This window comes from Anaeromassilibacillus sp. An250, assembly GCF_002159845.1.
Taxonomy (GTDB): Bacteria; Bacillota; Clostridia; order Oscillospirales; family Acutalibacteraceae; genus Anaeromassilibacillus; species Anaeromassilibacillus stercoravium.
The window spans coordinates 185095-197639 of sequence record NZ_NFJK01000005.1 but is presented as its reverse complement, the minus strand read 5'-3'; the positions used below and the strand labels follow the sequence as shown (position 1 = coordinate 197639).

The window sequence follows — 12545 nt, the reverse complement described above, 5'->3', positions numbered from 1 at the left end:
GAACGCTCTATGAACTATGATCCAGAACTGGCGGCCTTGCTTTCCCAGCCGTGGAGCAACGATGCCTGCCGGGGGTACGTCATCGCCGCGATGGAGCGGTGCGGCTTTAAGCCGTCCGACATTGAACAGGTGATGGTCGAGCTTTACGAGGTATTCGACTATACCACTTTGCAGGAGGCCGAGGCTTACTACGAGCGAAGCCCCTACTAACTTCCGGACACTTTGTCCAGAGGTACATATCCGGCCAAAGGCCAGCACTTTCGCGGTGCTGGCCTTTGCCATGTTTCAAGACATTCTTTGATTGTATGGGAGGGATTTTATGCAGGCACAGGTCAAATATGAAAGTGAAGTCAAAACTGCTGTACTCGGAGATCGCACGATCACCGTCAAAAATCTCACCCCCGTTTTTTCCCCGCAGGAACAGGACAAGCGTAATTTCTTTTGCGCTGGATATGGCAGAAAAAACAAAGAGCGCATTGGATCCAACCATCTATCCCGTTTTATCGGCATGGGGATTTACTACAGATAGCAAACAGGTTCCCTCTCAAGAGCAGATTGACGCCTTGCTGGAGCGAGTGGACTATAGCGAAGTTCAACTGGACGGAACAACCTTGACAATGCCGAAAGGGATGCAGTTGGATTTGGGAGCAGTAGGAAAAGGCTATACTGCGGACTTAGTGGCAGAAGTGCTTCAAACACATGGGGTTCAGTCTGCGCTTATTAATCTTGGCGGGAATATCCAGGCGGTTGGCTCCCGGCCTGATGGCAGCGACTGGCGCATCGGCATTCGTGCCCCTTGGGGGGAAGACAACTTGGGCGTGTTAGAAATCAGTGATGCAGCAGTGGTAACATCCGGTGGCTATGAAAACTATTTTGAAGATAAGGACGGGAATATTTACTGGCACATTCTCGATCCATCTACTGGTTAGCCTGCAAACAGTGGTTTGCAGGCTGTTACCATTATTGGAGAAGAGGGCAGGCTGTGCGATGCGCTCTCTACAGCTCTGTTTGTTATGGGGACGGAACAAGCGGAAGCTTATTGGCGAGAAAATGGCGGGTTTGATATGCTGCTGGTCACCGATGAAAACGAGATTCTTTTGACGGAGGGGATCGCAGACAAATTTACTTTGAGCGATGGACGAAAAGAACCTGTTCAGGTATTGGTATCATGAAGAAAAGAGACCGTTTATCTTGGCTGGAAACCCTTGACAGACTGGCATCCTTAATAGCGCCCTGGCGTTACGGCAACCCGATAGGGGAAATCCCGTTTCGTAAACTGCCCGGCAGAACTCCACAGGAAGGCCGGGTTCCAAAAAATCCAGTGTAGCTAATTTCCCATATTGTCACCATCTCCTAACGATCGCTAAATACTGGTACAAATTCGGGCTGATCATCATCCAAGCGGGAGAATCCTTTTTACACCAGTCTCCAGTCCTGGCTTTCCGTCTGCAATTCCACCATACGGGCATAAAGACCATTTTTCTTCTGCAACTCTTTAGGCGCTCCTTCTTCTGCCACAGTGCCTTGTGAGAGTACCACGATCTTGTCTGCGCCTGCCACTGTGCGCATCCTGTGAGCAATCACCAGCACAGTCTTATCCGCAATCAGACGGGATAATGCCGCTTGAATCAATGTTTCATTTTCTACATCCAGGGAAGCGGTTGCCTCGTCCAAAAGAATAATCGGAGCATTTTTCAGAAAAGCTCGGGCGATGGAAATGCGCTGCCGTTCTCCACCGGAAAGTTCACAGCCGTTTTCCCCGATATTGGTGTTCCACCCATCAGGCAGTTTTTCTGCAAATTCGTCCACGTTGGCCAGTTTTGCTGCCGCTATCACCTGCGCATCGGTGGCTTCTTTGTTCCCAATACGGATATTTTCTAAAATCGTATTGTCAAATAAGGTCACTTCCTGAAATACAATGGAGAACAGGGACAACAGTGTTTCCGGATCTGTTTTGGAAATGTCCATGCCGCCTACCGTAATTTTGCCGCGACTCACATCCCAAAACCTTGCCGCCAGACGGGAAACAGTTGTTTTACCGCCGCCAGATGGCCCCACCAAAGCGGTAACCTCACCTTGCTTTGCGGTAAAGGAAACGTCTTTCAAAACGGTTTCTCCTGTATTGTAGGCAAACCCTACATGGTCAAAGACAATGTCATAGCCTTTGTTGAAAAGCCGGTTATCGCCTTGTTGAATGGGATGGTCGAGGATTTCATTCATACGGGCGATATTGGTGCGTGTGCTGATCACCGCTGCAAGATTTTGAAGTGCGCCTTGTAGCGGGTCATAAAGTCGCGATACGACTAGTAAAAACAGAAAGAAAGTGATCATGTCCAAACTGCCCTGGATCAGCAGTATGGAGCCAACCAGCGCAACCGTAGCAATCCCTAATTTCAATACTAATGATGCGGAGACCACAAAGGCGGCAAGTCCAAATTCGTTGAGAATGGATCGGCGTTCGACTGCACGGATTTTCTTTTCCAGTCCTTTCAGGTATTCTGCTTCGGCATTGTTGGCTTTCAAGTCCCGTACTGTTTCGATGCACTCCTGAATCCCATCTGCACAGGCCATCTTAACATCCATGGCTTTTTGATTGAGCTTTTCTTGCACTTTTGAGGAAAAGCCTACAATCGCAAAGGCAACCGGCATAACCCACAGCGCCGCCAACGCCATGCGCCAGTCGAAAATAAGTAGGCTGATAGAGATAAGAATTGTGGAAATGATGGAGCCCGCCAGTTCGGGGATAAAATGGGAAAAATTCTGCTCCAAAAAGGTGCAGTCGGCCATAATCGTACTGGTAAGATCGGCCAAATCTTTTTTACCAAAAAAGGACAGCGGGATTTTCCGCAGCCGTTCGGCCAGTGTAATACGCCGTATGCCGCTTTCCGTATAAGTGGCAAAGTAGGTAGCGTTATACTGGATGTAAGTGGTAAGCAGAATAAAACCGATACACACCACACAGCCAATAGCATAAAACGCAATTTTTTCGCTGGAAACACCGCCGTTTAGCAGATCACTTACTAAAGAGAACAATAGTCCCACTGGGAACATAAAGGAAAGATTTTGTAAGACACAGGCCAGACAGCCTTTTACAAGATCTTTCGCTCCCTGTTCGGAAAGAGCGTATCGTTTTTGCAGCCGTTTTATCATTTTGCTACCTCCTTTGCAACTTTCCATTGAACGGAAGTCTGATAGTTCTGCCACATCCGGTTGAAAATGCCGTCCTTCGCCAACAGATTGCTGCTGGTACCGCTTTCAGCAATCTGTCCGTCGCAAATAACATAGATTTTATCCGCTCCTGCTACGGTAGAAAGACGGTGGGCAATCATGATGACTGTTTTGCCTTTAGACAATCTAGAGAAAGCAGCCTGTACCCGTGTTTCGTTGTCCGGATCGGCAAAAGCCGTGGCTTCATCTAAAATAATGATGGGCGCGTTTTTCAGCATGACGCGAGCGATAGCAATTCGTTGCTGCTCCCCGCCGGAAAGATAAACGCCCTTTGTACCGATCACGGTGTCCGCCCCTTGAGGCAGTTTTTCAAGGATATCATCGCACTGAGCATTGTGAAGCGCAGCAAGGATTTCTTCCCGGGTTGCGTCAGGCCTGCCCATGCGCACATTTTCCAGAATAGAAGCTTTGATAAGATGGCTGTTCTGGAATACGAAGGAAACCGTGTTCATCAGTTCCTCTTTGGAAATCTCTTTTACATCGACCCCACCAATCTTTATGCTACCACTCTGCGGATCAAAGAAACGCGAGATCAGATTGGCGAGCGTAGTTTTCCCACCGCCGGATGGGCCGACAAAAGCTACAGTTTGTCCTTGTGGGATGGTGAGGGAAATGCCTTTCAATACCTCTGTTTTTCCGTCATAGCTGAAACGAATATCGTTCAGTTCTACCGAAGCATCTTGTGGATGTTTTGGGCGCTTTGCTTCTTTCAGGGGTTTTAAATTCAAAACGCTGTCGATCCTCTGCAAGGCATCGTTTACAATCATGGCATTTTCACTTTGAAACATGATGCGCGTTAACGTGACCGAAATAATCGGTGTAATAATAATATAAAAAATCAGATCCAACAGGAATTCTGTTGTGATACCGTTTTGGATAAATAGCAGGCCGCCTGCGATCAATGTAGCAAAAACCCCGTTAATGGCCGCTGTATAAAACATCATGGGCGCTCGAAGCTGTTTGGTGTAGGCAATCACCCATACTTTATAGCGGTCAATGGAGTCTTTGAATTTTTTGAAAGAGAAGATGGTCTGTCCAAAGGTTTTGACTACTGGAATACCTCGAACATATTCTACTGCCTCGTTTGACATATCATCTAGTGCGTTTTGGTACTCTTTCATTTTTTCCTGCATCCGTTGTCCGGTCATCGCCATCATAATTAAAAATCCCAGAATCACAGGAACAAGGCTTAAGAGACCAAGTCGCCAGTCAAATACCAGCAGCAATACTAAAAGTCCGCAAGGCGTAGCAATCGCATTGGCCCGGTCGGGAAGTTGATGGGCAAGATAGGTTTCGGTGGCGGCGCTGGATTCGTTGACAATTTTGCGAAGTTTGCCGCTACCAAAGTTCTCTACAAACCCAAGCGGCAGCTTGACGATATGCTCCATAGTTTGCAGCCGTAGGTTGGTGGCAATACGAAACGCCCCCTTATGGGAGCACATCAGTCCCGCTATGTAGATAAGCACGGCGATGACCGAAAACAGAACCGCCATCCAGCCGTTATAAGTCAGATTTTGTGCCCGACTGAAATCCGGAGCAACCCCCAACACTTCCTGAATCACTTTCCAGATGTAATAGAAGGGTACCAAAGCGATGAAGGCACTGATAGCTGAAAGCATCCATGAAGCATAGAGCAGGTATTTGTGTCTGCCTGCAATTTGGAGCAGGCGCGACAGATTAGATTGCTTTTTCAAAAGAATTCCTCCTTTATTGATTTATGATATAGAGAACATATATTTTGTTCTTCTTATATCCATGCTTTAGTTAGTCGTAGCTAACTAAAGGGCAAAAATTACAGGGCTTTACTGCCCCATAATTTTCATCCATCCGGCTGTATAAAAGGCGCGCATTTCCTTTACATAATTTTCTGCGTTATTCAGTGGCATTTCATGGATCACCAGTTCAAAAAAAGTATGAAACATGCCAGTAATCAAAATATGCTCCAGTGTGGGATCAATCTTCGGGGAGGGCCGCCCAAGCTCCTGCAGGACCTTCTGATAGGAGTGCGTTGCTTCCACTTCAATTTCCACCATTTCGTCAATAAGGCCGGAAAATTTTGTTCCTTCCGAGCAGCAGAGGATGAGTTTGCATTCCTCCAGATGCGCATAGGCGTAACGGAGCATATCGTACATACAAAGTCCGGATACTTCGCTCATAACTTCTGGCTGCCGGTGAAGAGGCAAATTTGCAAATTCCTGCTGTGCCTCTTTAAAGCGATTAAGGATATATTCATAATGTTCACCGACCAGAACTTCAAACAGTTCTTCTTTGCTTTTGTAATACCCATAAAAGGCTCCAGTAGTCATGCCTACCGATTTGACAATGTTTCGTAGGGAAGCATCTTTATAGCCTTTTTCCAAAAACTCCGCTTTTGCAGCCTGATGGATGCGTTCTAAAGTTGTTAAGTTTCCGCTTATTGTATTTACCCTCCTTATAACAGCGTTATATATCACTGTTATATTATAACGTGTAAAAAATGATGTCAAGAAGAAAAGAGAATTTTGCGTATTTCACGGATTGATTATTAGAAGAATATTTTTGTAAGCAATAGAGTTAATAAAGATTAGAAATACAATCTTTTCAAAACCCTTGATATTTCAAGGCTTTTTGCCTACCTAATACTCAAATTTAATGGATTTTCCCTGTTTTTGCCCTTACGAGCCGAAACAAGGGGAAGTTTTTTGTTGTTAGGAACCCCCGGCAATGCGGGGGAGTTCACAAAAAGCTTTAGCATTCCATAGTAAATAAAAACTCCTTTTGATACAAGAAAGATGCGGTCTGCCAACTGCACCAAAGTATCAAAAGGAGGACAAAAGGCATGAAGCCCAATGACAAAAATAGTTTAGCACCTACGATATGGAACTACAAATATCATATGTAATAGTAAGATAAAACTTAGTGCTATCAATAGAAAGTATGGATTGTCTATGACAATGTGCTTTTTCAAGTGATAATAAGCCATGCAGTTGGATCTTAAACCAACGGATATCACATATGCCAAAACCCGAGGATTAAGGCACATAATACCTTAACCCTCGGGTTTCTGTGTTGCCATCACAGCCACACCCTTACGGCAAAACCGTCTTTGAAAAAGCAGGTGTTCGTGTAATGTCCATTTGGTGGAGCTGAGGAGAATCGAACTCCTGTCCGAAAATCACTTGCCCTGGCTTTCTACGAGTATAGCCGATGTTTTGACATTCCCTCTATAGGGCGCCCAAAGGCAGGCTTCCTACGTTAGTAGCCTTTGCGTCATGACGGAGGTAAAGGCGTTCCTTCGTTCACGTTCACCGCTCATCGACGCCTTTATCCGAGCCGCGGTACTCCCGGTAAAGACGGCAGCCTAATTAGGCTGCGTACGCAACAGTATTGTTGTCGTTTAATTTTAAAGTTTGCGGAGTTTTAAGCGTGTCCGCACCGCTACTCGCTTACCAGGGTTCACAACCTCCGTCGAAACCATTGCAGCCCCATATCTACTACTTTATGATCGGTTTTTTTCTTTGAGTGCGCGATCAATGTCACGCTTTGCTGCACGTGCTGCAAGATCTGCGCGTTTATCGTAGAGCTTCTTACCACGACAAAGCCCCACTTGTACTTTGACTAGGGAACCTTTTAAATAGACAGAGAGAGGAATGAGAGAATATCCGTCCTGCTTCACAAGGCCAAACAGCCGCATGATCTCCCGCTTGTGCATCAGAAGTCGGCGCACGCGCATCGGATCTTTGTTAAAAATATTGCCCTGCTCATAAGCACTGATATGCATTCCGTTGACTAGAAGCTCCCCATTAACAACGGAGCACCAAGCGTCTTTGAGATTGCACTGCCCTTTGCGCAGAGACTTTACCTCTGTGCCACACAACTCAATGCCCGCTTCTAAACTTTCTTCCACAAAGTAGTCGTGAAAGGCCTTTTTATTTTGTGCGATGGTTTTCAAAGAAGTATGCGGCATAAAAAAGCCCTCCTTTCCGCTGCCTCCGTGGTCTTATAGCATATCATATTTTTGTTTTGCTGTCAAACAAAAACCTCACTAGAGGCCAAAAGAAAAAGAGAACCCATAGGCAGAATTTCGGCTTTTCAAGCATTGAAATCCGGCGGGAGATCCCATAGAATATTATTTAGATCAGAGTTACCCGTGTTGAAGCTGAAGTGCTTCAGAGGCAATATATAGGAATTCATGCTGTAGTTCTTTGATGAGGCCGCTCCAGGAAGGCTCCTAAAGGACAGGGGAGTCTCTCAGACAGCGACCTAATCACATTAAAGAAAAGTTCAGCAAGACAGCCTTTGAACTCTAATAACATAAGGGGGAACGATTATGCGAGAAATTCGGAAAAAGAGGGCTGTAGCGACGGCATCTGCAAGGGGAAAGGAAGTGAAAATACAGCCATAAGGAGGATTTTTCGTGATACAAAGGATACCAGACCCTAATGTAGTATTTCCAAATTCCTATGGAACAACTTGTTTTTTAAAAAATGTGATTACCGCACCTAATATTTTGGTTGGGGATTACACTTACTATGATGATCCAGTAGATCCCACGGGATTCGAAAAAAATAATGTGCTGTTTAACTGGCCAGAATTTGGTGACCGATTGATTATTGGAAAGTTCTGTTCTATAGCAAGTGGAACGCAGTTCCTTATGAACACGGCCAACCACCGGATCAGCAGCGTCACAACGTATCCCTTCCATGTTTTTGGTGGAGCTTGGGAGGAGCATACGCCGCCCCACCTGGAGCAACTGCCCTTTAAGGGGGACACAGTGGTAGGAAACGACGTATGGATTGGCCGGGAGAGTCTTATCATGCCCGGCGTCAAAATTGGAGATGGCGCAATCATCGCTGCGCGTTCGGTGGTGACGAAAGACGTTGGAGCTTATCATGTAGTCGGTGGGAATCCAGCAAAATTCCTCAAGAAACGGTTTTCCGAGGATCTCATCGATTTGCTTTTACAAGTAAAATGGTGGGATTTTGCACCGGAAAAGTTGGTAGGGATTCTTCCACTATTGTGCAGTTCCGATTTAGAACAAGTAAAAAAGCGATTGCAGGATATAGTAGCGACCCTTTAAATTGCTGTTAAACCTGCGACCTAAAAAATCCCCGCTCTTTTTGAGAGGGGATTTTTCATATCGGTACTAATTTAAGAGGTTTTATGGGAGTGTTCAATCGTTTCGTTATCGGCCGGCATTGAAATTGTAACAATTTTCTTTTTGCCTAATGGAAAATAAATGGAAGGATTCCCGTTGATTTTCCAAAAGGTTTTAGGTATTATATCTAATAAACGGCTTATATATTTTACGAAAAGGTGAAGAAACTTAAATAAATCTTAATTATATGATAGATGTATTGACTTTTTGAAAAACCGAGTGTACCATTGTATTAATTTATTGGTACAATATAACTGTATCAGCGGGATTTTCCAAAAGGCTTACTTTTTCTAGGAATAAACAGCCCGCTTTTACAGCATATTTTGGCGCTGTGAGATTTACTGGTTGGTGAACCTATGGCGCATGGAACATGTGATGGAGGCTGAATAGCGTGAAAAGAAAGAAAAAGGTTTTGATCATCATTGGCGTTTTGGCTGCTGTGGCTGTGGGCGTTATGGTCTTCCGTCCGCGTGATACGGGCACAGCTGCATTTCCAGTGGAGCTCTCACCGCTGCAAAAGACAACGCTGCGCAGCACAATCAGCACCAATGGCAATGTTGAAAGCACGGACTCTGTAAACGTTTATACCAACTTGACTTATCCGGTGAAGGAGATCTTAGTCGAGGTGGGGGACCATGTCAACGAAGGGGATGTCTTGTGCGTGTTGGATTCTGAGGACCTGCAGCAGCAAATTAAGCAGCAGCAGATTTCCATCTCAACAGCCAGTGCAAACAACCAACAGCAGATTGAAACAAACCAAAAACGATACGACGATGCGATGGAAACCTTAAATGCGGGGCTAAACACCGATTTGAACACCGCTCAGCAGAATGTAGACGATGCCAAGCGCAGAATGGACAATGCGCAGAAAGATCTAGATGACGCCAAGGCCAAGTTAGACAGCAATCTCAATACGGAGTTGATTTCTGCGCAATCTGCTTATGACACCGCTTCGACAGAACTCGGCCGAGCAGAAAAAGCTTTGAAAGACCGCCGCAATGAACTTGGCAGCTACTATACTGACTTGGAGAGGGACTATCGAGAAGCCTTGAAGAAATATGAACGCGCTGTCAAAAACGACGACGATGATGTGGAGGAGCTCAAAGCCGATGTGCTTGAATTAAAGCAATCCTTGGCGGAGGCTGAAGATGAGGCGGATGCGCTTTATATGAGCGGCACGCAGACACTTAGCATCGAACAGCTGCGTCGGAACGTCACCGATGCACAGCAGGCATACGATACAGCGAAGCAGAGTTTGGATGCCGCAAAAAAAGCGGTGAATGACCAGCTTGGTACATATGAAACAGAGTTCACAGCTGCAAAGGATGCCTATAACAACGCCTTAAAAGCGCAGAAGGCTACCCAGGCCGCTGTGACGCACGGCTTAGAGGACGATCTCCAAGCGATCGAGACCAGCAAGCTTTCTGCTGATGACCGCGCACAGCGCGAGGAGCTCAAAAATATGCAGGATCGTTTGAGCAAGTGTACAGTGACTGCGCCGGCCTCCGGTACCATTACTGCAGTTTATGCGACAGAGGGGGCGGCCCCGAACGGTGTCCTGTTCCAGATTGAAAATACCGACGCGCTTCAGGTCGATGTAAAGATCAAAGAGTATGATGTCAATTCCCTCAAGCCGAATATGGCGGCCATCATCAAGGCAGATGCCACCGGGGATGAAGAATATGATGGCTATTTGGAGAAGATTTCCCCTTCAGCGGTCCGTACACCGGAAACAGCGGAGGCCGCCAACACAGCAAATACCAAAGATGTGGAGTTCGATGCCACAGTGGTTGTATCCTCCAAAGAAACGAACCTGCGCATTGGTATGACAGCCCGCGCCGATATTATCACTGAGCAGAAGGACAATGTTTTCGCAGTTCCATATGATGCTATTTCTACAGCGGCGGATGGCAGCTCGGTTGTGTATACGGTCAAAGCGCAGGAGGATGGAAGTATGGTTGCGGAAGCAGTTCCAGTCACACTGGGGTTAGAGACCGACTATGAGGTGGAAATTTCCGGCACAGGCCTCGTTGAAGGGATGCAAATTATTTCGGACGGCAAGCAGATTCAGCCGGGAATGCCGGTATCCACCATGCCAGGCGCTGGCGTACTGCCGCAGGATGCGGCGGGTAGTACGGCTGGAGAGGAAGTTGTGGCGGATGAGTAAGACAGTTATCGAAATGCACGATATTGTAAAAACCTACTACATCGGGACGCCCAACGAATTGGAGGTCCTGCACGGGATCAGCCTGGAAATCCACGAGGGGGAATTTGTTTCCATTGTAGGTGCGTCTGGTTCTGGCAAATCCACACTGATGAATATCATCGGCGCTTTGGATCACCAGACTTCCGGTGAATATACGCTCGACGGCGTCCCCATGACGGAGATGAACAGTCGGAAGCTTTCCCAGATACGGAACCGCAAGATCGGTTTCGTATTCCAAACATTCAACCTTATTCCGCGTTCTACCGCCCAAGGCAATGTAGAACTGCCGATGTTGTACGCGGGGATTCCGAAACGAGAACGGAGCAAACGTGCGAAAGAACTTTTGGCGATGGTGGAAATGTCGGAGCGTGCCAAGCATATGCCCAACGAACTCTCTGGCGGCCAGAAGCAGCGTGTGGCGATTGCGCGCGCTATGGCCAACGACCCGGCGATCATCCTCGCTGACGAACCAACCGGCGCTCTGGACAGCAATACCGGCCGCCTGGTGATGGACATTTTTCATGAACTGCATAAGAAGCAAGGGAAGACCATCATCTTGATCACCCATAACAACGAACTTGCGGAGGAAACAGAGCGGATTATCACCATCCACGACGGCCGGATCGTTCAGGAACGCGACAAGCGCACCGGAAAGCAGGAGGTGCAGCATGAATCTGTTTGAAAATATTTCCCTCGCTGTCGCGGGCTTGATCTCCAATAAGATGCGCGCCTTGCTCACCATGCTGGGCATTATCATCGGTATTGGTTCGGTGATCGCGATTACGTCCGTAGGCGATGCTATGACCGGTGTGGTCAGTTCCTCTATGGAAAGCATGGGCGTAAACAACGTTGCAATCCAGGTTACTCCTCGCGACTACACCAGTTCCTATACTTATACGGAAGACGACCTCATCACGGACGAGATGATCGAGCAGTACCAGAACAAATATAGAAATGAAATTGTCGGCATTGGCTTGATGGAGAGTGCCGGAAGCGGCGTGATCACCAAATTCCATGAGGACAACAAGGTGAGCTTGGAAGGAGTTAACGAAGGGTTTGCGACGGGTGCGACCGGGACACAGGTAGATATGCTTCGCGGCCGCTTCATCAACGAATCCGACACGCAACGCGGAAAATATGTAGCTGTGATCGCGAAATCTTTGGCAGACACGCTCTTTCCTGGCAATCAAGAGATCCTAGGGCAGGAGATCAAGATCCAGATGGACAGTGGTGGACGTCAGACCTTCACGATCGTTGGAGTCTATGAGGATCAGGCGAACAGTTTCTTGATGGGTTCGGCGGGGATGAGCAGCACCATCTATATCCCAATTTCGACGGCCTACCGTGTGTTGGATTATACCCCCGACGGATACTATTACTTTTACATTGCTGTCCAGCCGGGCCTGGACTATCAGGCGTTTGCGGAAGAATCTGCGGGATTTTTCAACGACCGCTTCTATGTAAAAAATGAAACGATGCACTGCGAGGCGCAGAGTCTGGAATCTATGGTCAAACAGGTCAACGACATGTTAGGCACGATCTCCACTGCGATTGCTGTCATTGCTGGCATTTCGCTTCTAGTCGGCGGCATTGGCGTGATGAACATCATGTTGGTGTCTGTAACAGAACGTACCCGTGAAATCGGCATCCGCAAAGCGCTTGGCGCGCCAGATAGTGCGATACGGACGCAGTTCATCGTGGAATCCATGATCATCTGTGTCATCGGCGGTGCGTTGGGAATCCTGTTGGGCGCCTTGCTCGGCTATGCGGGCGGTGTCCTGTTGGGAATGCCTGCAGTGCCTTCTATCGTCTCCATTGTGATTGCGGTTGGGTTCTCCATGTTGATCGGTGTGTTCTTTGGTTATTACCCGGCGAATAAAGCGGCAAAACTCGATCCAATTGATGCCCTGCGGTATGAATAAAGCCCGTCTGTCTTTCAAGCACCCGGTGCTGTAAAGAGACAATGGCGATTGC

At 47.3% G+C, this 12545-nt stretch carries 9 protein-coding genes, 1 other RNA gene and 1 pseudogene; 6 read left to right on the top strand and 5 right to left on the bottom strand.

The annotated features are described in order from the left end of the window. Nucleotides 1-9: 9 nt before the first annotated feature. Together B5F54_RS06555 and B5F54_RS06550 are read left to right on the top strand one after the other, a co-directional pair. Complete coding sequence (locus B5F54_RS06555) at nucleotides 10-210, top strand: hypothetical protein (RefSeq protein ID WP_021903912.1); 201 nt, start codon at nucleotides 10-12, stop codon at nucleotides 208-210. Nucleotides 211-305: 95 nt separating this feature from the next. Next, nucleotides 306-1172: pseudogene (locus tag B5F54_RS06550) on the top strand (FAD:protein FMN transferase). Between the two features lie 244 nt (nucleotides 1173-1416). On the opposite strand, the gene B5F54_RS06545 reads toward B5F54_RS06550, so the two are convergent. The 5 genes from B5F54_RS06545 to smpB all read right to left on the bottom strand — a co-directional run bounded on the left by B5F54_RS06545 (nucleotide 1417) and on the right by smpB (nucleotide 7174). Next, nucleotides 1417-3150, bottom strand: a complete 1734-nt coding sequence (locus tag B5F54_RS06545; protein ID WP_087232185.1) for an ABC transporter ATP-binding protein — start codon at nucleotides 3148-3150, stop codon at nucleotides 1417-1419. Next, complete coding sequence (locus B5F54_RS06540; RefSeq protein WP_087232182.1) at nucleotides 3147-4922, bottom strand: ABC transporter ATP-binding protein; 1776 nt, start codon at nucleotides 4920-4922, stop codon at nucleotides 3147-3149. Before B5F54_RS06540 ends, B5F54_RS06545 begins: the two co-directional genes overlap by 4 nt. Nucleotides 4923-5030: 108 nt before the next feature. Next, nucleotides 5031-5645 (bottom strand): TetR/AcrR family transcriptional regulator, encoded by a 615-nt coding sequence (locus B5F54_RS06535; protein WP_237966891.1) that lies wholly within the window; start codon nucleotides 5643-5645, stop codon nucleotides 5031-5033. A gap of 700 nt (nucleotides 5646-6345) precedes the next feature. Beyond that, nucleotides 6346-6694: a transfer-messenger RNA gene (ssrA, locus tag B5F54_RS06530) on the bottom strand. Between the two features lie 12 nt (nucleotides 6695-6706). Continuing rightward, entirely contained in the window at nucleotides 6707-7174 is a 468-nt protein-coding gene (smpB, locus tag B5F54_RS06525) for an SsrA-binding protein SmpB (RefSeq protein ID WP_087232179.1), read from the bottom strand. 453 nt (nucleotides 7175-7627) lie between these two features. Here smpB and B5F54_RS06520 point away from each other — a divergent pair, with 453 nt between their 5' ends. From B5F54_RS06520 to B5F54_RS06505, 4 genes are all read left to right on the top strand, one after another. Beyond that, nucleotides 7628-8287, top strand: a complete 660-nt coding sequence (locus tag B5F54_RS06520; RefSeq protein ID WP_087232289.1) for a CatB-related O-acetyltransferase — start codon at nucleotides 7628-7630, stop codon at nucleotides 8285-8287. 469 nt (nucleotides 8288-8756) lie between these two features. After that, a complete protein-coding gene (locus B5F54_RS06515; protein WP_087232176.1) occupies nucleotides 8757-10532 on the top strand; it encodes an efflux RND transporter periplasmic adaptor subunit in 1776 nt (591 codons plus the stop codon). After that, complete coding sequence (locus tag B5F54_RS06510) at nucleotides 10525-11253, top strand: ABC transporter ATP-binding protein (protein WP_087232173.1); 729 nt, start codon at nucleotides 10525-10527, stop codon at nucleotides 11251-11253. The genes B5F54_RS06515 and B5F54_RS06510 overlap by 8 nt, the downstream gene beginning before the upstream one ends. Then, a complete protein-coding gene (locus B5F54_RS06505) occupies nucleotides 11240-12493 on the top strand; it encodes an ABC transporter permease (RefSeq protein WP_087232170.1) in 1254 nt (417 codons plus the stop codon). Before B5F54_RS06510 ends, B5F54_RS06505 begins: the two co-directional genes overlap by 14 nt. The last annotated feature ends 52 nt before the right edge of the window (nucleotides 12494-12545 follow it).

Bases quoted from the DNA above. Each gene is read 5' to 3' on its own strand.
- smpB (WP_087232179.1), bottom strand. From the start codon at position 7,174: ATGCCGCATACTTCTTTGAAAACCATCGCACAAAATAAAAAGGCCTTT.
- B5F54_RS06555 (WP_021903912.1), top strand. From the start codon at position 10: ATGAACTATGATCCAGAACTGGCGGCCTTGCTTTCCCAGCCGTGGAGC.
- B5F54_RS06505 (WP_087232170.1), top strand. From the start codon at position 11,240: ATGAATCTGTTTGAAAATATTTCCCTCGCTGTCGCGGGCTTGATCTCC.
- B5F54_RS06545 (WP_087232185.1), bottom strand. From the start codon at position 3,150: ATGATAAAACGGCTGCAAAAACGATACGCTCTTTCCGAACAGGGAGCG.
- B5F54_RS06510 (WP_087232173.1), top strand. From the start codon at position 10,525: ATGAGTAAGACAGTTATCGAAATGCACGATATTGTAAAAACCTACTAC.